Below are 20,396 nucleotides of genomic sequence, written 5' to 3'. Positions count from 1 at the left end.
TAAGTACTGGTGTCGTCCCGGCGAAGGCCGGAACCCATAACCACCGAATTCAGTTTGGCGAAGATAGGCAATGATCGCTTTACGCCATCAATGCCACCCGGCGTGTGGGTCCCGGCCTCCGCCGGGACGACGATGTCGAAGCAATGTGCGCCCGATCAATCCCGCAGCAGTTCGTTGATGCTGGTCTTCGATCGCGTGCGCTCGTCGACGCGCTTGACGATCACGGCGCAGGCGGTGCTGGGGCCGATCTGGCCGTTCTTCATCGGCTTGCCGGGCAGCGCGCCGGGCACCACCACAGAATACTCAGGCACCTCGCCCATGAAGACCTCGCCGGTCTCGCGGTCGACGATCTTGGTCGAGGCGCCCAGGAACACGCCCATCGCCAGCACCGCGCCCTTGCGCACGATGACGCCCTCGGCGACCTCGCTCCGTGCGCCGATGAAGCAATCGTCCTCGATGATCACGGGCTCGGCCTGCAGCGGCTCGAGCACGCCGCCGATGCCGGCGCCGCCGGAGATGTGCACACGCTTGCCGATCTGCGCGCAGGAGCCGACGGTGGCCCAGGTGTCGACCATGGTGCTCTCATCGACGTAAGCGCCGAGATTGACGAAGGACGGCATCAGCACGACGTTCCTGGCGATGAAGGCCGAGCGGCGAACGACGGCGCCCGGCACCGCGCGAAAACCGGCGTCGCGAAAGCGGTTAGGGCCCCAGCCTTCGAACTTCGAGGGTACCTTGTCCCACCAATTGGCCTGGCCCGGGCCGCCGGGAATGACGTCCATGTCGTTGAGGCGGAACGACAGCAGCACGGCCTTCTTCAGCCACTGATTGACCTTCCACTTGCCGTCAGCGCCGCGCTCGGCGACGCGCGCCTCGCCCTTGTCCAGAATCTCCAGCGACTGGTTCACAGCGTCGCGGACCTCGCCCTTGGTCGTGGTCGAGATGGTCTCGCGCGCGTCGAAGGCGCTGTTGATGGTGGATTCCAGGGCGGACAGGGACATCGGGATTTCCTCTCGGGAACGGCTAGGATTTGCGGGAATTGGTGCGCTTTTTCGGGATTTGGGCCGGGAGAGTCAAGGCATACTCCACCGTCGTCCCGGACTCGCTTCGCGCCCCGGGACGACGGCGGCTATTGCCGTGACAGCCCGCTCAAAAATCCCGCCAGATCATCCGTGACGTGATCGACATGGGCCGCATCGCGGCCCTCCAGTTCCCAATCCTCGCGCACCACGTCCTTGGTGCCGTCAGGCACCACCAGCACCGTGGTCATGCCGAGCTCGTGCGGGACGGTGAGGTTGCGGGCGAGGTCCTCGAACATCGCCGCCCGTGTCGGATCGACCGCATGCAGGCTGAGGAATTTCCGGTAGGTCTGCGCCGCCGGCTTGGGTTCGAACTCGGCCGCGATGATGTCGAACACGCCGTCGAAATGCGTGGCGAGGCCGAGCCGCGCCAGCACCGCATCGACATGGTCGACCGAGCCGTTGGTCAGGATCAGCTTGCGCCCCGGCAGCTTGGCGATGGCCGCGCCCAGCGCCGGGTTCGGCTCCAGCGGCGAATGGTCGATCCTGTGGACGTAAGCGAGATAGTCGTCGGCGCGCACGCCATGCAGGGTCATCATGCCGCGCATGGTGGTGCCGAAGCGCCGGTAATAGTCCTTCTGGATGCTGCGTGCTTGCTCCGGCCCGACGTTCAGCCAGTTGCACACGAACTCGCCGATCCTGGCGTCGACCTGCTGCCACAGATTGACGTGGTGCGGGTAGAGCGTGTTGTCGAGGTCGAACACCCAGGTGTCGACGTGGCTGAAGGCGCGAGGTTGGGTCATCGCAGTCTCTCAATCACGGCAACGCAAAGCGCAGCGTCTTGCCACCGCTCGACATGTCCACCACACCAAAACCGGTCGCCGTAAATCCGCGCGCGCCGCAATCGGTCTGCTCGTTGGTCTCGAACTTGGTCTCGCGGGTGCAGAGCTGCTTGTCGCCGCCCCAGTTCAGTGGCTTGTCCTTCAGCTTGATGGCCCGGTTGTCGCTATCGACGGCCTCCGCGAAGCTGAAGATCTGCTTGGGCTGGCCTGATACGTCGGGATGCAGGCAGGTCCTGGGATCGATGCGATACCAGCCGCGGCTGGTCACGGACTTGCCGTCGTCGGTCGCGACCGCCGCCATCACCTTGTGCGGCGTGTCGTTGCACCAAGTCAGCCCGCTCGTGGATGGCGTCTGCGCCGCCTCGACCATGGTCTTGAAGAAGTTCGGTGAGCCGACCACGTCGGAGGACAGTCCGCGGCTCTTCAGGAATGCAGCGAGCGCTGCTTGCGTCTTCGGTCCATCGACGCCGTCGATGGCGCCGATGTCGTAGCCCGCGATCACCAGGAGGCGTTGGATGCCGGCGAGCCGCGCCTGCTCGTCGTCATATTCGGAATCCTCGGCGAGATAGGCAACGAGATTGCCGTCGTCGCCTTGCGTCGGCGTGATCTGGGTGAAGGGAGCCTGGCTCTGGCCGCTGCGGCACTGCCGCGCCGCGGCGATGACGAAATTCTCCTGCGCCACGCACAGCATGTCGTTGCCGTTCTGCGGGATCGGCGAGGTGCCATAGACGCCGAGCGCGCGGGCGTTGAGCAGGATGCGGTCGGCGGTGAGCGTGCCCTGCACCACCACGCGGCAGGTGGCGGGGTCGATCCTGAACCAGCCGCGCGTCGCGGTCGCCGCCTTGTCGTCGATGCCGATCGCGGCCTCCACGACATAGGACATGCGGTTGCAGATCTTCAGATCGGCAAAAGCGGGCGCGGAGGAGAAGACAAACGACACGGCGGCGGCCGGCAGCGTCATCAGCAGACGCGTCAGAGCCGAGCGGCGGGGGTGCCGCGCTCCCGGCTTGGCGATCCCCGTCGCTCCTGTCGTCTGGTCGGTCACTTGTGGATCAGCGTTCCCGTGCCCTGGTTGGTGAAGAGCTCGAGCAGCACCGCATGCTGCATCTTGCCGTCGATGATGACGACGCCCTCGACGCCCTGCTCGAGTGCGTAGATGCAGGTCTCGACCTTCGGGATCATGCCGCCGGAAATGGTGCCGTCGGCGATTAGCTTTCGCGCGTCCTTCACCGAGAGCTGCGGGATCAGCTTCTTCGACTTGTCGAGCACACCAGGCACGTCGGTGAGCAGCAGGAGGCGTTTTGCTTTTAGCGCGCCGGCGACGGCACCTGCAAAGGTGTCGGCGTTGACATTGAGCGTCTGGCCTTCCTTGGATGTCGCCAGTGGCGCCAGCACCGGGATCAGCTCGTAGCCGATCAGCTGGTTGAGCAGCGTCAGGTCGACCTTTTCGGGATCGCCGACGAAGCCGAGATCGACCGCCTTTTCGATATGCGAATCCGGGTCGATGATGGTGCGCGTCGTCTTCGACGCCTTCACCATGTTGCCGTCCTTGCCGGACAGGCCCACGGCCTTGCCACCGGCCTCGTTGATGTAGCCGACGATCTGCTTGTTGACGGAACCGGCCAGCACCATCTCGACGATCTCGATCGTCGCCGCGTCGGTGATGCGCAGGCCAGCTGCGAATTCCGAGACGATGCCGAGGCGCTTGAGCATGGTCGCGATCTGCGGCCCGCCGCCGTGCACGACGACCGGATTGATCGCGGTCTGCTCGAGCAGCACGATGTCGCGGGCAAAATTCTTCGCGGTCTCCTCGTCGCCCATGGCATGGCCGCCATATTTGATGACGATGGTTTCTTCGTCGTACTGCTGCATGTGCGGCAGCGCTTCGGACAGGATGCGGGCCTGGTCGAGCGGGGAGATGTCGGTCATGTCGAGGTCTCGCTGGCGGGACTAACGCGGGTTCGCGTTCTATCCGATTGGCGGGCGAGGCGCAAAGTCATGTTCTTCCCTCTCCCACAAGGGGAGAAGGAGGAAAGCGTCACTTCCTCGCCACCACAGCCGCCAGCGTCACCGCCAGCCAGCTCAAAATCATCAGCGTTCCGCCTGATGGAGCCGCCATCGGAAACAGCGAGTGTCCCGCATATTGCCGCAAGGTCAGATCGCCCGCGAACAAGGCGGCGCCGATCACGAAGCCGAATGCGGCGATCAGGCCAATTCCGCCGTGCAGAAGGCCGCGGGCGAGCAAGGCTACCACCGCCAATATGGCAGTTGCATGAAACAGCAGCATGGTGCTTGCGGAGGCAAGCCGGCTGGCATCCGCGCCGTGGGCCGAGGCTGCGGCGAGTGCGACGCCGGCGGCGCCCATCAAGCCGGCAAGCGCGATCAGCAGGCGCACCATCACGCGCTCCGCTCTTCCAGCAGCTTTGCCATGGCGGCACGCAGCTCGGCCATGCCGGTCGATGAGCGCGACGAGGTCGCAATCACGTTGGGGAATGCGGCCGGGTGCTTGGCGAGCGCGGCCTCCGTCTCGGTGATGCGCGATTGCAGCTCGGAGGCTTTCACCTGGTCGGCCTTGGTCAGCACGATCTGGTAGCTGACGGCGGAGCGGTCGAGCGTCTTCAGGACTTCGAGGTCGACATCCTTCAGGCCATGGCGCGCATCGATCAGCACGTAGACGCGCGCGAGCGAGGCGCGTCCGAGCAGGAATGTGTGGATCAGCTCGGTCCAGGACGCGACCTGGCTCTTCGGTGCCTTGGCGTAGCCATAGCCGGGCATGTCGACGAGGCGCAGGTCCGTCTTGCCGGGCACCTCGAAGAAGATCAGCTCCTGCGTGCGGCCGGGCGTGTGCGAGGTCCGCGCCAGCGCGTTCCGCCCCGTCAGCGCGTTGATCAGGCTCGACTTGCCGACATTGGAGCGGCCGGCAAAGGCGATCTCCGGTGCCGCCATCGGCGGCAGCGTCTGGATCGAGGGCGAGGCCCAGATGAACCGCCAGTCGCGCGCGAACAGCTTTCGCCCGGCTTCAATCAGCTTCGCATCTTTGTCGTCGGTCATGCGAAGGCTCGCTGTTTCCCCGCGTCATTGCGAGCGACTTGTCCGCCGTAGCTCGAAGAGCGAAGGCGGAAGCGAAGCGCTCGCAACGACGATTACGTCGCCTTCTTCGCGAACGTTGCCTTGAGATTGTCGAACAGCTCCACCTTCACGCCGTTGCGGCGCATGATGAAGCTCTGCTGGATCACCGAGAGCGTGTTGTTCCAGGCCCAGTAGATCACGAGGCCTGCCGGGAAGCCCGCCAGCATGAAGGTGAAGATCAGCGGCATCCAGTTGAAGATGATCTGCTGCGTCGGATCCGGCGGCGTCGGGTTCAGCTTCATCTGGAACCACATCGTGATGCCCATGATGATCGGCCAGATGCCCAGCGCGAGGTAATGGCCGAACACCGGAATGGTCGTCGGGTCGAACGGGATCAGGCCGAACAGCGTGAACAGATTGGTCGGATCCGGCGCGGAGAGGTCCTTGATCCAGCCGAAGAACGGTGCGTGCCGCATCTCGATGGTGACGAACAGCACCTTGTAGAGCGAGAAGAACACCGGGATCTGGATCACCACGGGAAGACAGCCGGCGACCGGATTGATCTTCTCCTTGCGGTAGATCTCCATCATCTCCTGCTGCTGCTTCACCTTGTCGTCAGGGTAGCGCTCCTTCAGCGCCTGCAGCTGCGGCTGGATCGACTTCATCTTCGCCATCGAGGCGTAGGATTTGTTCGCCAGCGGGAAGAACAAGAGCTTCACGATCACGGTGACGAGCAGGATCGAGATGCCGAAATTGCCGAAGAAACGGTAGAAGAAGTCGAGGCCGAGGAACATCGGCTTGGTGATGAAGTAGAAATAGCCCCAGTCGATCAGGAGATCGAATTTGTTGAGGCCGAGTGCCTTGTTGTACCCGCCGAGCCCGGCGAGCGGGAAGTTGATGCCGACAACGCCGGCTTCCTTGGCACCGGCGAACAGCCGCGCGTTTGCGGTTCCTGTGCCGCCGATCGCGACCGTAACAGGGTCGAGCAGATAGTCGGTCTGGTAGGTATGGACGTTGCCGGTGAGGTTCGACGAGAACCGAGCCTGAAGCTGCGCGCTGGTGTCGGGCAGCAGCGCCGAGGCCCAATACTTGTCGGTGATGCCGAGCCAGCCATTGGTGACCTTGAAGCTGACCGATTTGGCTTCGTCGATCTTCTTGTAGGCATATTCCTGCAAGCCATCGAGATAGCCGATCAGGCCCTCATGCAGGATGTAATAGCCGGACACTTGTGGCGTGCCATGGCGCGAGATCAGGGCGAACGGATAGAGCGTGACAGGCGCGTTGCCGACATTGCTCACGTCGTCCTTGATGGTGAAGAGATAATGGTCGTCGACCGAGATGGTGCGGCGGAAGGTGAGGCCCTCGCCATTGTCCCACTTCAGCACCACCGGCGTCGCCGGGGTCAGGCTGCCGCTGCCGTCCTGCTGCCAGACGGTCTGGGCATCCGGCATCTTCGACGTCACGCCCGTCGCCGCCACCCAGCCGAACTCGGCGTAATAGGGTTCTGCGGTGCCCGAGGGCGAATAGAGAATGATTGGCGGCGATTTGGGGTCGACCGTCTCGCGGTACTGCAGCAGCGCGAGGTCGTCGATGCGGCCGCCCTTCAGCGAGATGCTGCCGGCAAGGCGCGGCGTGTCGATCTTGACGCGCGGGCCCGCTGCAATCGCGGTGTCGCGGCTGACGGTCGGCTGGCCCTGCTGGTTCGCGCCCGGCGCGGTGGTGGGCGCGCTGCCGGCCTGCGGTGTGGCGCCCGGCGTTGCCGAGGCCGTCGGCTGCGGATTGGCCTTTTGCAGCTCGGCCTGCGCCTGCTGCTGGGCGCGCTGCTTCTCCATGGCCGGCACGTTGTAGAAATACTGCCAGGCGATCAGCACCAGGCCGGACAGAATGACGGCGAGGATGGTATTGCGATTGTCGGTCATCACTATGTCTCGTCATCAATCCGGTTTGCGGCTGGCGTCTGGCGCCGGCCTTGGATCTGGCTTTGGCCCGCGTCCCCTTGGCGCCTGCCGCGCGGGCCTCGTGAACGCCGTGCGGAGGTCATCGAGCATGGTGGCGAAGTCGCGCGTGAGCGCGTCCCTGCGGCCGACCAGCACGTAATCATGATGGGGTTGCATCGATACCGGATCGAGCCGCTTCACCAATTCGCGAAGCCGGCGCCGGATACGATTGCGCTCGGGGGCGTTGCCGTTCTTTTTGGTAACGGTGAAGCCGATCCTGACAGGGCCGCTATCGTCGTGGCCAAGACTTGAACGGTCAAGACCTCGGCGGTCAAGGCTTTGCAGGACGAACGCGGGACTATTCACCCGCGCGCCATTGGCAACGGCGAGGAAATCCGCTCGCTGCCTCAGCCGATCCATGATGAAATCCCAAAAATGGGGTCCGGCTCAGGCGCTCAGACGCTTGCGGCCGCGCGCTCTCCGGGCGGCGAGGACCTTGCGGCCGCCGGCAGTGGCGAGACGAGCACGGAAACCGTGACGGCGCTTGCGCACCAGTTTGCTGGGTTGATAAGTCCGCTTCACGGGTTTTTCTCCGCTGACCGGGCAATTTGCCTGTAGAATTGATGGTAAAGTCCGTAAAGATGCGGCCCAAAACGGGCCCTTTCCGGCCCCGGAAGAGCCGCTCCCGGCATCGCACCGGGTCATCGCGGACAATTTGCGCGGCTTATAAGGGAGCGTCTTGTTTTCGTCAACGCCGCAGGACCGCGCAGTTCCAGTGAATATCGCTGTTTCCTTGGGGTTTTTAACCCTTGAGGTGGCGAATGGCGGTATCAGCGCCTACATCCCACCTTGGCAGATTAGCGATCCGTAATTTGACCACGCCCAGGGTCGGGTCGCATCCTCCATCCGTCGAGCTCTATCAGAAGGCCAGCAGGGGCGAATTTCGTGGTAGCGACAGACCTCCAGCAGTCGACCCAAGATTCGGATCAAGGTCTGGATCTGGATCGGCCAGAGGACCAGCCGGCGACGCGGTCCCGCGGGCCGGATGGACTCGGCCTGTCCGGCAAGCTGCTGCTTCTCACCGTCCCCCTGGTGATGATCGCGGCCATCCTGCTCTATGTGCCCGCGATCGCCAACTTCTGGGTCAACCGGCTCAACGACCGGGTGGCCGCCGCGAACACGGCGGCGCTGGTGCTCGATGCGGCGCCGCTCGGCATGGTGCCGGATTCGCTGTCGCGCGAGATCCTCAAGAGCATCAATGCGCGCGCCGTCGCCATCAAGATGGGACAGCAGCGCCGGCTGCTCGCCAGCGACAATCTGCCGGCCACGATCGCGCACGACATCGACCTGCGCGACATGACCGCCTGGGAGGCGATCACCGGCTCGTTCCAGATGATGCTGGAGACCGGCAATCAGCCGATCCGCATCGTCGGCCCCGGCGTCGGCAATGCCCAGTTCATCGAGATCGTGACCGACGATCTGCCGCTGCGGCAGTCGATGTACCGCTTCTCCCGCAACGTCGTGGTGGTCGCGCTGATCATCGGCATTTTGACCGCCGGCCTCGTCTATCTCGCGCTCCATTATCTCTTCGTGCGGCCGATGCGGCGGCTGACCGCGAGCCTGGTCGGCTTCCACGAGAATCCCGAGAGTTCGGCGCGGATCATCGTGCCGAGCCAGCGCAGCGACGAAATCGGCGTCGCCGAGCGCGAATTATCCGACATGCAGCGCGACCTGATGTCGATGCTGAATCAGAAGAGCCGGCTCGCCGCGCTCGGCCTCGCCGTCTCCAAGATCAACCATGATCTGCGCAATCTCCTGGCCTCGGCGCAGCTCTTGTCGGATCAGCTCGCCAGCGTGCCCGATCCCAGGGTGCAGCGCTTTGCGCCCAAGCTCGTGCGCTCGCTCGAGCGCGCCATCGCCTTCTGCCAGTCGACGCTGTCCTACGGCCGCGCCCAGGAGGCGGCGCCCGATCGCCGCATGATGCTGATCGAGCCTGTCGTGCTCGAGGTGCGCGAGACCGCGGGCCTCGCCAATGATGCCACGATCGCCTGGGTCGCCGCGATCGAGCGCGGGCTTGCGGTCGATGCCGATCCCGACCAGCTGTTCCGCGTGCTGCTCAACCTCGTGCGCAACGCCGCCCAGGCCCTGGAGAGCCACGCCTCCGGCGACGGCGGTCCGCAGCAGATCCGGATCACCGGAAAACGTGAAGGCGCGGTCGCCATCCTGGAGGTCTCCGACACCGGCCCCGGCGTGCCCCAGAAGACCCGGGAGCACCTGTTCGAGGCGTTCCAGACCTCGGGCCGCCCCGGCGGCAGCGGCCTCGGCCTTGCCATCGCCGCCGAACTGGTCCGCGCCCATGGCGGCGACATCCATCTGGTCGAAGGCACCATCGGCGCCACCTTCCGCATCGTCATCCCCGACCGCCCCGTGGAACTGCTCTCCATCCGCAACGAGCGGCAGCGGGCGTAAGGCTGGGCCAGAGGCCGAGTCGCCCGTCATTCCGGGGCGGCGCAGAGCGCCGAGCCCGGAATCCCGAGGTTTTGACACGAGATTCCGCCCTTCTCGCTTCGCGAGCCCCGGAATGATGGTGGCGAGACCGTCATCTGCCTGCAAAATCTCTCCATTCCGGACCTTGCCAACGCCGACAAGAGCGGTTAGTCAGAGCGCTCTTTCGCACCCCTCCGGCGCTGTCCGGAGGCTGCGTGCGGGCTCCGCCTGCACCATCAGCGAAAAACGCGCCCGTAGCTCAGCTGGATAGAGCATCAGACTACGAATCTGAGGGTCGGACGTTCGAATCGTTCCGGGCGCGCCATTTGCGTACAAAACCACGAACATTTCCGTTCTCGGTCTGTTTGCCGGCAATGGCGGCTTGGAGGATGTCCTTACTGCCGATGATCCGGATTGCTTGGTCGTCGACCTCGACCGCGTCGATGATCGAGTTGATATAGCCTTTGCGGGCATTGGTATCGCCCGCGTCTAGCTTCGCGTTCATCAGTCGCGCGAAGGCGTCAATCTTCTCTGCATTGATGGCCGCCGCCATGCCGCATTGTGCGCGCGCATGATCCAGGGCCGCCTTGGCCCGTTCCCGCTGAGCTTTCAGAGCAGCCGTGCGCTCTCGCAGGATATCGTCGAGTTCGACGATGCCGTCTTCAATCGAACGGTACAACCGCTTCAGGCGATCGTCGCAGTCTGTCAGTTCCTTCTGCAGAGCCAGCAAGCGGTCGTCGGCGGCCTCGCTCTTCGCCGCCTGGCGCTCGATCAGCGACTTCAGGAGCTCGGCGATGCGGTCGGGCGCCAGCACACGCTGCTTGAGGTTTGTTAAGACGATTTCGTCCAGGGTCGCCGACGGAATGTGCCGGCCCTTGCAAACCGTATTGCCCTTCTGCTGACAACCCGCACACGAATAGTAGGAGTACGAGCGCCCTTGCCGATTCGTCGTGCCGGTCCGGGTCATTCCCGAGCCGCATGATGCGCAGACCGCGATGCCCGTCAGCAGCGAAGGGCCGTTCACGACGCGGGGCGGCGTGGACTTGGGATTGCTCCGGGCGAGCTTTGCCTGCGTCCGGTCGAAATCGCTTTGCTCGACCAACACGGGGACGGGAATGCGGATCACCGTCGACGGGTCATGCTTCCTGCCGTCCCGGGAGCTGCGCACGCCATACGGCCACTGCCCGGTCGCATAGCAGGCGTTGGTCAGAATCTTATGCACCGGCCCGACGCCAAACGTCGCGCCGCGGCGGGTGCGATAACCGTGGCTGTTCAGCCATTTCGTCGTCTCCTTGACGCCGAGCGGACCTGACTTCCCGTCGCCTCCAAGATAAAGCTTGAATATCAGCCGAACCGTTTCGGCTTCGACGGCATCAATGTCGAGCTTCTTCTTGATCTTCTGCCCGCGCCGCTCCGCCTCGACGATCTTGTAGCCCAGGGGAGGCGTCGCGCCGTTCCAAAATCCCTGTTTCGCCGATTCGCGCATAGCGCGTGTTGTATTTTTTGATATCTCTCTGGATGTGTGCTCGTCAAAGGCGCCGATGATTTGACGAACGAGAATTTGACTGGGGTCATCCCCAGTCGGCTGCGTGACCGAGACTACCTCGACACCGTGCTTGCGCAACTTGCGGATGGTCAGCTCCATCTCCGCGACGTTGCGGAAGAAGCGGTTGAATGCGTAAAAGACAATCGCGTCGTAGGGATGATCCGGCGCGCAGGCGCGCTCGATCATGTCCTGCAATACGGGTCGGCGATCGTCGGTCGCGGTCTTTGCCTCGACGAATTCCTCGACCACGACGTAGCCGTTCTGATCGCAGAAGCTTGCCGTAATTTTGCGCTGGCTCGGAATTGACGCTTCGTTCGCGTACTGGCGGCCGGTGCTGACCCTGTAATAGGTCGCAACGCGCTTTGTCGCGTCAGGTTGCTTGGCAATCGAATTGTGAAACACGTGCTTGTTCATGGGAGAACTCTACTGACACTCTCTACTGACGCCGTTCCAAGCTCGATTGAGAGTCACGCTTGATGCCCTGTCAACGGCTATTTTCCCCAAGAATCGGTTGCAACACCAGCCAGCAGATCCTGCAGCTCGCGGCCAAGCAAAACCTCAATCGCGCGCAACTCCCGATCCAGAATCGGCGGCGAGGGCGGGAGATCAAGTGCCACCTGAAAGTCCTCACTTTGTGGCTGCCGACGTCCTCTCTTCTTCGCCACACCAGGACGAGCAGCCGCACGGACGCATGCACCAGATTCCCTTGTCCGCAGCTTGATGCGCGACCGTGCCGCCATCGGTTTAGAGCTCATAGCTGAGCTCCCGTCGATGATGCCGGTCCTTCTGCGTCTGCCGCTCGAATGGTCGCGAACTCTCAATGACGTCGAGCGTGGAAATCTTCGGCGACGCGCGCGCAAGCCGCTCGGCCAGCCAGTTTTGGCGCTGGTTTGCCGAAAAGACCAAATCATCGCGCTGCTGATCGAAGGGCAGTTCCGAGGCGAGCCGTCGATCGATGCTCTTGGCATCCACCACGAGCGTCGTTTGCTCTCGCGCACGGCTCGCCGCCACGTAAATGTCATGACGATTGTAGCTGTGATCCAGATACACGACCGCATGGTCGACCGTCAGACCCTGGCAGCCGTAAACAGTCGAAGCATAGGCCCAGCCAAGACGGGGACGTCCCTGCCCGTCGGCAAGCCGCGCTGGATCGAAGGCGATCCGCTGCCCTCCGATGTCGGCCTCGATGAGAATTCGATTGGCGCTGCTGAAGGGCTCGGCGGTCTTATTGACCGTAATGATGGTCGCCGTGGAGCCGTTGACGACGTCAAGTTCGTCATCGCGGACGAGGAATCTGATCTTGTCCCCGGCCGCCAGCTCGATCTGGGTCGAGTGGCCGGATGGAGTCGCCGCGGTGAAGCTGACCTCGGTGCCCTTGATGATGCCGCTGTTCTTGAGGCGCTCGCGAGTCGCGCGCGAGATCGCGGCAACGGCCGCGTTGGACTTGGCAACAATCAGGACCGAGGCACCGGGATCGCGTTTATGGACTTGTTCCGCCGAATCCAGCACCTCCGTGATGGCCGCCCTGGCGCCGGCCGCCTCGAACAAGAGGCCCCGATCTGCGAACGCCTCGAGCCCGCGCGTTGCCTGCCCGGTGCCGAAGTTTGTGATGGCCTCTCGCGCCCACACCTCACGCTGGCGAACAATGTTGTTGACACGCGCAGCTTCAACGGCGCGCGCCACCAGATCAAGGCCAGGGCCGGCGCCGATGGCCTGGAGCTGGCGCCGATCCCCCGCGAGAACGATCTTGGCGCCGGCCTTGGTGACGGCGCCGAGCAGCGCATGCATGTCGCGCGAGGACAGCAGGCCGGCCTCGTCGGCAATCAGAACGGTGTGCTCGTCAAGAACCTTCTCGCCGGCTTTGAGCCGCGCGATCCAGGAGGCCGTCGCCCGCGCCTCGATTCCGAGGTCATCCCGGAGCATGTTGGCGATGCGCCACGCGGATGCGGCGCCGATCACCCGGCATCCGGCTTTGGCGTATCCCTCGACAACTCGCGCCAGGAGCGTCGACTTGCCTACTCCAGGGGCGCCTTCGACGATAGCGACCGCCGAGCTTGTGGTTGCAGCGAGCGCCGCGTCTGTCTGCTCAGCTGTGAGCCCGCAAGCCCGGCAACGATCCGTTACCGACTTCGGATCGATGGCAAGCCATGGTTTGTTCGCGAGACGTTGCGCCTGTTCGACGACGTCCCGCTCGATTGCGAGCATTTCCGGAGTCGAGTAGCAGGGCAGCCCAAGCGCATCACGGCCGATCTCGAGAACGGCGCCCTGGTTGAGCAGGCGGGTGAGCTCGATTTCAGCGCGCTCGACCGGCAAGCCGGTGCCGACTAGCGCGGCAGCGACCGAGCGCAGCAGCTCTCGCCGCTCGACGACGCTTTCATGTTCGGTGAGGCTGGCCGGCAGAGCGGCCAACCGTTCCGAGAGGATCCGTTCGCCTGCTTGCTGATTGAGCGTCTTCGACTCGACCCTCAAGCTCTCGGCAAATGACTCCGTATCGATGCCGAGTGACCGCGCCGCCTCGCGCCAGACCTCCTCCCGTCCGACAGCTTCACTCTCGCGCTTGCTGCTTCGCGTCGCCTTGGCGATGGCGGCCGCCAGCCCAGTGGCCTGCCCGCTGGTGAGACCATGTTCGGCGAGTTCGTCCTCGATCTCCTGTCGCCGGGCGCTGAAATACTTGATCGTCGTATCATCGACGCCGGAGATCTCGAACACGCCATTCTTGCCGACGCGGTCGATCGCGAACCCGATCCTCTCAAGCTCATGCGCTAACGCGGCATGATATGTCGCACCGGCCGCCATCTTGAAATCGCGAATGAGTTTCGAATGCAGCCCGCCGACGGTGCGATCGCTTTGACGTGTCGCGATGTTCAGGCATACGCAATGCGTATGGAGGTTCGGATCGGCGAACACGCGTCCGTCGCTGTGCCGAGCGCTTCGGCTTTCCCCGTGCCGGAACGTCGCAGAAGTCAACGCAACCTTCTCGATGAAGCCGCCATTGAATCCGCGGCGCGCCCAGGTCGCCTCGCGTTCCAGCATGCCGAGCGTGGCGCGAACGGCGTTCTGCTGCGCCGTTTCGATCAGGCGCTTTGTCTCGTGCGATCCGAGACCCCAAACCAAGCTGACCGAGCGCGGGGCGCTCAGCGTGATGTCGAAGGCGGGCGTGCGATCTCTGTGCCGGCGAACCTTGTCGAGCAGCGACACGCCGTTTTCATCCAGCGCATGATAGAGGCGTTCGAAGGTGGCGCGGTCGACGGGCGAGCGATCGACTACAGCAAAATCCGCAGCAGGCGCGTACCAGATGCCCGCCGGCTCTCCACTGCCGGCGTAATACTCCGTCTCACGCTGACGCGTGTAGTATGTGCTCGCCGCTGCTGGATTCCAGGTCGCAACCACGAAGAAAGGCCCCCGTTTGGAGGCCTTCCAATTACACCCGGGTCGGCTGACAAATTTCGGGAACGAAGATCGAAGCCGGGATTCGTCCGCTTTTTCTATCGACGGCGGCGCCAAACGGTGACCGGCCAGGTCAGGAGCGCCGGATTGCCGATGCCGACCGCGATCGCCTTGACGGTGTTGCCGAACACGCCGAGCTCATAGGCCAGACGCTCGGCGCGAACGATGGGTACCTCCTTCCTCGCGCTCGCCTTGGTCTGTGAGGTCGTCGTGCCTTGCGGACCTCTCGTTGCGGTGGTGGTGGTCTCTTCCACTTCGACCGTCCGCTTGCCGATCATGTGCTCAGAGAACTGCACGGTGCCGCCATCGAGGTTCTGCTGGCAGACGATCTTGGTGCGGAACCGACGCAAGATGCTGGTTGCGAGTTTTTCGCCATAGCGCTCCTGGAGCTGCTCGATCTCATGCAGCGCGGCCGCCAGGACTCCCACGCCCTTGTTTCTTCCGAGATCGACCAGGTCCGGGAAACGGCGCAAACGGCCAAGCGAGGCCAGCTCATCGAGGCAGAGGAAGATGCGGCGGGTTTGCGAGTTCGGAAACGACTCGTCGTTCACGTGAGCCGCGATGGTGTCGACGATGGCGCCAATCCAAGCCGCGGATAGTTCGGGATAGCGGCCAGAGCGCTGCACCGCGACGGTACGCGGCTGGGCGGGATTGGATCCGTCCAGCCATTCCCGGAACGAGAACTGCCGGTTTGCGGGAAGGTCGCGCCAGTTGTCCGCGAGCGGCCGCAGGAAGCGCAGTACTGCCGCGCGGAACGATAGGAAGAAGCTCACCGTTGTCCGTGACAGTCCTCCAGTCTCTGGATCGACTTCGATCAGCTCGGCCGCGGGCGGGTAGATCCCTTGCAATTGTGCCTTGAGCTCGACGGGATCGGACAGAATCGCCTCATAGAATTCGGGCATACCCCACGCAGCCCCATGACGGGTCTGGCAGAGAACGGCGCATCCGCCGAGCAGGGTACCGCTGCCGGATTCCCAGATGCTTTCGTCGGTGTGGGGCGCGAGCAATGCACCGAACGCTTCGGCGTCGCTCTTGGTCAGCACGTCACGTCCGACCGCCCAGGCGTAGCCACCCGGCCGATGCCCGTGCAGCGCCGCGAATGCCGCATCAGGCAGCGGTAGGCCGCTCAGAATCTCGCCGGTGGTGTCGTGGATGAGGACGCGAACATTACGGTTGGGCCATCGGTACATCGCAGCAAAGATTTCCTGCAACAGATGCAAGATGATGCGTGTCTTCGCCGATCCAGGAGCCCCCAGAAGCAGCACGCCGCGAATCTCGCGCAGCCGCGACAGAATCACCCCGGGCGCCAGTGCAATCCCGAGGCCTTGCTGGCGATCCTCTTGCGCCATGAATGCCGAAGCGCCTCTCCTGGCAGCGCCTCCTTGCTGCAGTTCCAGCCCTTCATAGTGCCTGCGCGTATCGATAATAGCGGCCTCGCGCATCATGATGCGCGAGGCCGTCAACCACGCCACGAGCCAGCCGAGCAAGCAGCCGCCGGTGCGGATGTAGAACTCGAACACCATGCTGGTCGCGATCGGAATGCGCCAGATGGTTGCGAAAGCTGCAAGCGCATGAGTGCAGGCCGGAATGACCGTGTGCCATTCAGCGAGCACGCCGGGGTACGAGCCGCTCAAGGCGTCCCACAGCAGCGGACCGGACCCGATCCACGGCGCGTCGGCGTACCAGCCGACCGGCGGAACGACCCAAAACGCCACCCACACCGCCATCACCAGCATGGCCACGCCGACAGGGAAGCGCACGCGCTTGGTCGCTTGCAAATCACGCTTTTCGTAGGTAGCGAGCTTCATGTCGGTCTCCTAATCGAGTTTGCCACGATGCCGCCAGACGACGAGCGTCGTCTGGGCGGGGATGTAGGCCGGGCCGATGTGTTGGTTGGCCTGCCGCAGCTCTGCCTCAGGCATCTCGAGCAGGCTCGCGGCGCGATCCCACGCGATGTCTCGCATCGGCACGTAGGTGCAGCCGTCGACCCAGCCGCTGAGCCGTGGGCAGGGCGGCCAGGTCGAGGCTTCAGCGCTGCGGACCGGCGGGGTGCGGTAGTGCCACCAATCGTTGGCGGGGCCGACCGCGAGGCTCACGAAGAGCACGAGGAGCCCCGTCAACACGCCGAGCATCGCTGCTCGCGCGGCCGTCGGAAGCGCGATCCAGCGGAGCCTGGCCCAAAAGGTAAACGCACCAACCGACACCTCCTGCGGCTCCGGCAGCCGATGCTCCGGTGCGACGTGGCGAACGATCTCAGCATACTGCCGATCGGTGAGCTCCTGTAGTTCCTGGCGCGGGAGGCGAACGAGCTGTTCGGGCGTCATCGCCTTCAGCCGGTCCATGCGCGCCGACTGCTCCGCACTCTGCTGCGCGCGCAGGGTGCTCACGTCCTTCAGGAATGCCTCAAGGCGCTTAGGCATGCTCACCTCCGAGGAACGGGAGGATGCGGGTCAGTTCTTTGTGAATCTTTCCGCTCCAGTCGGCGACGTCGTTCACGAAGCGCTTCGCGTACGACAGCGGCAGCCTCGTCCGCGTCATGGCCTCGCGGAAGTGATCGTGACGCCACGACATGATCAGTGGCGGCGACTCACCCAGCATCTCCAACAGGCGACGTGACTGAGGCCGCAGTCGCGGCATACGGATGTGGGTATAAGTGTCGAGGAGACGATCAACACCTTTGGCCAGGTCCTCCGGCATGTCGCGCGAGGCCTTCTGCGGGCAACCGTCGCGCTCATTGAGGACGATCACGATTTGAGCGGAGGGCAGGATGCGCTCGAGCCGCGCCGCTTGTCCGAGCACCTGACGCACCGACTCTGCCGTGGCGACCATGACCAGGAAGACTACGACGTTCAGACCGAGCGCCGAGATGTCGTCGTCGACGTCCACTTCCGCCATGAACGAGTTTGCGAGCTCCGTCAGCGCACCCCCGACCTCGAGCAACACCGACGCATTGGTCTGGGGCATGGTGGTCAGTGCCTCATGGAAGGGGGCGAAGACGGGCAGCAGGTCGCGCTCGCCATCGGCATCCGCGTCAAGCCTGGCGGCATGCAGGCTCTGGACCTCGGGGCCCAAGAATCTCTGGAGCTTGCCCTGCTCGTCGAGTTCGAAGACCTTCAGCGTGAGGTCGACAAGCGAGAACGTCATCGCGAGGATGATCGCGAGCAGCGACTTGCCGACGCCGCCCACGTCGCCATCGACAATGCACGTGATGGGCGGGGCGACCTTCTTTACGGGGTGGGTTGGAGATTTGGTCTTAGCCATGTGGCTCCCTCTTCCTTTTGACGGGAGCCGAAACGCGAAGGGCCCCGCCGATTGCGGAGCCCTTCTATTAAGGCCAGTTCGGCCTAAGAATTTCGGGAACGAAGATTGCCGCGAGAAAGACCCGCAATTACAATACCTTGCTGATCCAGAACTCGCGACCATTCGCCTCCGCGATGGTGAAAAACTCCCCCCAACCGGCGCGCGTCCTCACCCGAAGGGCAAGATCGCGGAGGTTGCGCGCGGCCTCGGTCTCGGCGTCGACGGCGGTTTTGCCTTCTGCTTCATCGGCCTGCGCCATGAAGCGGCCCAGCGCCGTGATGTGCTTTGCCCCCAACATGACGCCGACGCCGCGTTCGACGCGGCCCAGGAGCATCGCGCAATCGAGTTCGCTCTTGTAGAAGAGCACGTTGGCATAGATGGAGGACGGGTTCAGGTCCATCGCCGGGGCCGCCAACATCAGCTGCGCCAGCGACGGCCCGCCCTGCTTGTTGTGCGCGAGCTCCTGATGCTCGGCCATCGCGCGCTCGCGCAGAAACTTCGCCTGCATCTCATGCTGCTCCTGCGCATTCGCCTTCACGAATTCGCCGCTCTGCATGATCTTACGCAGCTCGGCGGACATTGCGTGCTGGGCCCTTAGCAGTTCCTCGGTCTTGGCGTAGATCGCATGAGCAGTGCGCACGAGCTCGAGATGCTCCGCCTTCACGAGCACCGGCTTGGCGCCGTTGTGCAACTGCTCCAGCACGCCGACGTAGACCGACTTCATGGCCTGATAAGCGGTCGGGGCGGCATGGTCGAAGCGCTCCGAGGAAGGTCGCGACTATCTCTCACTCAAGCTTGACGATCCCTCGTTCAACTCGCCGATCTACGCCAACCTGTTCGATGACGAAGGCGGCGAAGGCTACACGCTGCTCTGGTCGCGGCCGCGCAAGAGCGCCGACTGAGACGCTCAGTCAGCCTCGCCCGGCACCCGCCGGGCGAGGTTCTTTGATGCGACGATCGCGGCACGATCCGCCCGGCGGCTTCAAGTCACGCGCTCGAACGCAGGCCATAGTCTGTGCCAGAAGATTGGTCCGGCTGCGAGGCGCGCTCATCAGTGCCGGCAAGCGATGGGTTGACGACATCCGGAAAGAGGCAGCCGGCGATCCGTTCTGTTCGGCATGACGCCCGTTGCCGCGCTGCGGGTCGCGGGCAGTTCGATGACCCGTCAGGTTTCGTGTTCGGAACATGCGGGCGAGCTCTCCTCGACGATTGTCGCTGCTAGTCCGATGCGGACTAGTCATCCGAGGCGATCGTGCAGTTGCGACCCGATTGTTTCGCCCGATAGAGCGCCTGGTCACATCGCTCGATGAGTGCCTCGAAGCTCTCTCCGGGCTTGAATTCGGCAACGCCGGCTGAAATCGTCACTTGGCCGATCAGCTCGCCCGTTGCCCGCTTCTTGACGTTCGCGTTCGCAATTCTGATGCGGATTCTTTCGGCGATCTCCTGGGTGATCGTGAGCCGGGCTCCCGGCAAAATACCGATTATTCTTCTCCACCGTAGCGCGCTGCCAGGTCGCCGTCCCTGATGCCCTCTTGAAGGCACTTTGCGACCAGCCGCAATACCTGGTCGCCCAATTGATGCCCGTATGTGTCGTTGAACTTCTTGAAGTGGTCCACGTCGATCAGGAAGACGCTCAAGGCGTCGCCGCTCTCCATGGCATTGATCTGGGCCGTGCGAAGAAAACTCTCCATTGCCCCGCGATTGGCAAGCCCGGTCAGAGAGTCGGTACGCGATCTGAGTTCAGCTTGCTCAAGTGACGTCCGAAGGCCGTCAAGCTCGCCAGAGGCTTCAACCAGCTTCGCTTCCAGCGCAGATGCACGTTCCGTCGCTCTCGTCAATTCGTCGGCCAGCCGTTTCAGGGCAAGTTGCGGGTCTTTCGCCGTGCGAAGCGTCCGCCCGACCTCGATCAACTCCTCGGAATGCGCTGCGCTATCTGCGATCGCGCCTGAGACGTCGTTTCTTACGTTGACAAGGATTGCGTCGAGCTCGCCGGAAATGGTTTGGGCAACCTCTCCCACTGAGCCGGTCGCCGCCTTGAGGAAGGTGTTATAGAGTTCGCGATTGAGAGCCTTGTCGAATTTGCGGTCATTCGAGCGCAGGATATCGATTGTCTTACGCAACGCCGCCGAGTGGCCAAGAACGTAGGCAAACCAGACGGTAAAATTTGGGGGTGTCGCCGGTACCTCCAACTCAGCCATGAGTTGGAGCGCGTGTTTGGAGACGGAATCCGCGTGGTCGGGTTCGAGGTCGTCCAGGCTCTGCATCTGCGAACGCCTCCCTGTGATATGCCGGGTGGGTCACTCGCGAGAGACGCGCACGCAACGCGTTTCCCAGCATTCTCGCAATTCAAAAGAAGCTAATGAAAGAAACTAGTTAGATTTCAGGCCGTCGAGTGCAGCTCTAGGATGATTGGCTGTTTTCGGCAACACGTTGCGGAGGAATGCCCACAGGCGGAGAGAGGCTTGTTGCAGAAGACCTCCTGCAACGGCGCGAAGAGGAAATTTAATTCTTCTCGACTTGCTCCCGATCAATCCGCCGCCTCGGGCGAACCTGGCTCACATCTGAAGACCAGCCGTAGGACTGTCCGGCACTTGGTACACTCGAATGATCGGATTTCATAACCCGGCGTCACGGGCGACACGTCGCGCAGTAGCCTGCTGGCGCTGCAGGAGTAGCAAGCGGGAGCCTCGGCCATGGAGAGACCTCTTTCATCGGCGAACAGGCGTCACCATGCGACCGAGCGGTTAAC

Annotated in this window: 17 protein-coding genes, 1 tRNA gene and 3 pseudogenes; 4 read left to right on the top strand and 17 right to left on the bottom strand. The window is 63.5% G+C overall.

Translation table 11 applies throughout. From position 1 onward, the window contains the following. Positions 1 to 155: 155 nt before the first annotated feature. The 9 genes from dapD to rpmH all read right to left on the bottom strand — a co-directional run bounded on the left by dapD (position 156) and on the right by rpmH (position 7,449). Positions 156 to 1,001, bottom strand: coding sequence for a 2,3,4,5-tetrahydropyridine-2,6-dicarboxylate N-succinyltransferase (gene dapD / locus G8O24_RS22365; RefSeq protein WP_188103061.1), 846 nt, complete (start codon positions 999 to 1,001; stop codon positions 156 to 158). A gap of 128 nt (positions 1,002 to 1,129) precedes the next feature. Next, positions 1,130 to 1,822 (bottom strand): pyrimidine 5'-nucleotidase, encoded by a 693-nt coding sequence (locus G8O24_RS22360; protein WP_188103059.1) that lies wholly within the window; start codon positions 1,820 to 1,822, stop codon positions 1,130 to 1,132. 13 nt (positions 1,823 to 1,835) lie between these two features. Then, complete coding sequence (locus tag G8O24_RS22355; RefSeq protein WP_188103135.1) at positions 1,836 to 2,822, bottom strand: DUF1036 domain-containing protein; 987 nt, start codon at positions 2,820 to 2,822, stop codon at positions 1,836 to 1,838. A gap of 80 nt (positions 2,823 to 2,902) precedes the next feature. After that, a complete protein-coding gene (gene argB, locus G8O24_RS22350) occupies positions 2,903 to 3,790 on the bottom strand; it encodes an acetylglutamate kinase (protein WP_188103057.1) in 888 nt (295 codons plus the stop codon). Between the two features lie 109 nt (positions 3,791 to 3,899). Next, positions 3,900 to 4,259: a DUF423 domain-containing protein gene (locus tag G8O24_RS22345; RefSeq protein WP_188103055.1), complete on the bottom strand. Its 360-nt coding sequence runs from the start codon at positions 4,257 to 4,259 to the stop codon at positions 3,900 to 3,902. Further along, entirely contained in the window at positions 4,259 to 4,912 is a 654-nt protein-coding gene (yihA, locus tag G8O24_RS22340; RefSeq protein WP_188103053.1) for a ribosome biogenesis GTP-binding protein YihA/YsxC, read from the bottom strand. The genes G8O24_RS22345 and yihA overlap by 1 nt, the downstream gene beginning before the upstream one ends. 92 nt (positions 4,913 to 5,004) lie before the next feature. Next, on the bottom strand, positions 5,005 to 6,849 hold the full coding sequence (gene yidC / locus G8O24_RS22335) for a membrane protein insertase YidC (RefSeq protein ID WP_188103052.1): 1,845 nt from the start codon (positions 6,847 to 6,849) through the stop codon (positions 5,005 to 5,007). Positions 6,850 to 6,864: 15 nt separating this feature from the next. After that, positions 6,865 to 7,287, bottom strand: a complete 423-nt coding sequence (gene rnpA / locus G8O24_RS22330) for a ribonuclease P protein component (RefSeq protein ID WP_188103050.1) — start codon at positions 7,285 to 7,287, stop codon at positions 6,865 to 6,867. Positions 7,288 to 7,314: 27 nt separating this feature from the next. Further along, entirely contained in the window at positions 7,315 to 7,449 is a 135-nt protein-coding gene (gene rpmH, locus G8O24_RS22325) for a 50S ribosomal protein L34 (protein ID WP_008542748.1), read from the bottom strand. 363 nt (positions 7,450 to 7,812) lie between these two features. Here rpmH and G8O24_RS22320 point away from each other — a divergent pair, with 363 nt between their 5' ends. From G8O24_RS22320 to G8O24_RS44435, 3 genes are all read left to right on the top strand, one after another. Beyond that, positions 7,813 to 9,336 carry a sensor histidine kinase gene (locus tag G8O24_RS22320; protein ID WP_311972251.1) on the top strand — a complete coding sequence of 508 codons (1,524 nt, stop codon included), beginning with the start codon at positions 7,813 to 7,815 and terminating at the stop codon, positions 9,334 to 9,336. Between the two features lie 266 nt (positions 9,337 to 9,602). Further along, a tRNA-Arg gene (locus G8O24_RS22315) sits at positions 9,603 to 9,679 on the top strand. A gap of 246 nt (positions 9,680 to 9,925) precedes the next feature. Further along, positions 9,926 to 10,189 carry a hypothetical protein gene (locus tag G8O24_RS44435; protein WP_244645952.1) on the top strand — a complete coding sequence of 88 codons (264 nt, stop codon included), beginning with the start codon at positions 9,926 to 9,928 and terminating at the stop codon, positions 10,187 to 10,189. Between the two features lie 48 nt (positions 10,190 to 10,237). On the opposite strand, the pseudogene G8O24_RS44430 reads toward G8O24_RS44435, so the two are convergent. The 7 genes and pseudogenes from G8O24_RS44430 to G8O24_RS22285 form a co-directional block, all read right to left on the bottom strand. Further along, a pseudogene (locus G8O24_RS44430) lies at positions 10,238 to 11,314 on the bottom strand (recombinase family protein); the annotation flags it as partial. 77 nt (positions 11,315 to 11,391) lie between these two features. Continuing rightward, the gene (locus G8O24_RS45215) at positions 11,392 to 11,517 is read right to left on the bottom strand and encodes a hypothetical protein (protein WP_283815577.1); all 126 of its coding nucleotides are present in this window, start codon (positions 11,515 to 11,517) and stop codon (positions 11,392 to 11,394) included. 127 nt (positions 11,518 to 11,644) lie between these two features. Further along, complete coding sequence (gene mobF / locus G8O24_RS22305) at positions 11,645 to 14,290, bottom strand: MobF family relaxase (RefSeq protein WP_188103048.1); 2,646 nt, start codon at positions 14,288 to 14,290, stop codon at positions 11,645 to 11,647. A gap of 95 nt (positions 14,291 to 14,385) precedes the next feature. After that, on the bottom strand, positions 14,386 to 16,155 hold the full coding sequence (locus G8O24_RS22300; RefSeq protein WP_188103046.1) for a type IV secretion system DNA-binding domain-containing protein: 1,770 nt from the start codon (positions 16,153 to 16,155) through the stop codon (positions 14,386 to 14,388). Positions 16,156 to 16,164: 9 nt separating this feature from the next. Then, entirely contained in the window at positions 16,165 to 16,767 is a 603-nt protein-coding gene (locus G8O24_RS22295; RefSeq protein WP_188103045.1) for a hypothetical protein, read from the bottom strand. Next, positions 16,760 to 17,608: a P-loop NTPase family protein gene (locus G8O24_RS22290; RefSeq protein ID WP_188103043.1), complete on the bottom strand. Its 849-nt coding sequence runs from the start codon at positions 17,606 to 17,608 to the stop codon at positions 16,760 to 16,762. The genes G8O24_RS22295 and G8O24_RS22290 overlap by 8 nt, the downstream gene beginning before the upstream one ends. Before the next feature lie 127 nt (positions 17,609 to 17,735). Then, a complete protein-coding gene (locus G8O24_RS22285) occupies positions 17,736 to 18,371 on the bottom strand; it encodes a hypothetical protein (protein WP_188103041.1) in 636 nt (211 codons plus the stop codon). Positions 18,372 to 18,384: 13 nt separating this feature from the next. Here G8O24_RS22285 and G8O24_RS22280 point away from each other — a divergent pair. Next, positions 18,385 to 18,549 (top strand): annotated as a pseudogene (locus tag G8O24_RS22280) (DUF736 domain-containing protein); the annotation flags it as partial. A gap of 355 nt (positions 18,550 to 18,904) precedes the next feature. Here G8O24_RS22280 and G8O24_RS45210 read toward each other — a convergent pair. Then, positions 18,905 to 19,845 (bottom strand): annotated as a pseudogene (locus tag G8O24_RS45210) (diguanylate cyclase); the annotation flags it as partial. Between the last annotated feature and the right edge of the window lie 551 nt (positions 19,846 to 20,396).

This window comes from Bradyrhizobium campsiandrae (assembly GCF_014529705.1).
Classification (GTDB): Bacteria; Pseudomonadota; Alphaproteobacteria; order Rhizobiales; family Xanthobacteraceae; genus Bradyrhizobium; species Bradyrhizobium campsiandrae.
This window is presented reverse-complemented; position numbering and strand designations above follow the sequence as displayed.

Excerpts from the sequence above, each read along its gene's own strand:
- dapD (WP_188103061.1), bottom strand. The coding sequence starts at position 1,001 with ATGTCCCTGTCCGCCCTGGAATCCACCATCAACAGCGCCTTCGACGCG.
- G8O24_RS22360 (WP_188103059.1), bottom strand. The coding sequence starts at position 1,822 with ATGACCCAACCTCGCGCCTTCAGCCACGTCGACACCTGGGTGTTCGAC.
- G8O24_RS22355 (WP_188103135.1), bottom strand. The coding sequence starts at position 2,822 with ATGACGCTGCCGGCCGCCGCCGTGTCGTTTGTCTTCTCCTCCGCGCCC.
- argB (WP_188103057.1), bottom strand. The coding sequence starts at position 3,790 with ATGACCGACATCTCCCCGCTCGACCAGGCCCGCATCCTGTCCGAAGCG.
- G8O24_RS22345 (WP_188103055.1), bottom strand. The coding sequence starts at position 4,259 with ATGGTGCGCCTGCTGATCGCGCTTGCCGGCTTGATGGGCGCCGCCGGC.
- yihA (WP_188103053.1), bottom strand. The coding sequence starts at position 4,912 with ATGACCGACGACAAAGATGCGAAGCTGATTGAAGCCGGGCGAAAGCTG.
- yidC (WP_188103052.1), bottom strand. The coding sequence starts at position 6,849 with ATGACCGACAATCGCAATACCATCCTCGCCGTCATTCTGTCCGGCCTG.
- rnpA (WP_188103050.1), bottom strand. The coding sequence starts at position 7,287 with ATGGATCGGCTGAGGCAGCGAGCGGATTTCCTCGCCGTTGCCAATGGC.
- G8O24_RS44435 (WP_244645952.1), top strand. The coding sequence starts at position 9,926 with ATGATCCAGGGCCGCCTTGGCCCGTTCCCGCTGAGCTTTCAGAGCAGC.
- G8O24_RS22300 (WP_188103046.1), bottom strand. The coding sequence starts at position 16,155 with ATGAAGCTCGCTACCTACGAAAAGCGTGATTTGCAAGCGACCAAGCGC.
- G8O24_RS22295 (WP_188103045.1), bottom strand. The coding sequence starts at position 16,767 with ATGCCTAAGCGCCTTGAGGCATTCCTGAAGGACGTGAGCACCCTGCGC.
- G8O24_RS22290 (WP_188103043.1), bottom strand. The coding sequence starts at position 17,608 with ATGGCTAAGACCAAATCTCCAACCCACCCCGTAAAGAAGGTCGCCCCG.
- G8O24_RS22285 (WP_188103041.1), bottom strand. The coding sequence starts at position 18,371 with ATGAAGTCGGTCTACGTCGGCGTGCTGGAGCAGTTGCACAACGGCGCC.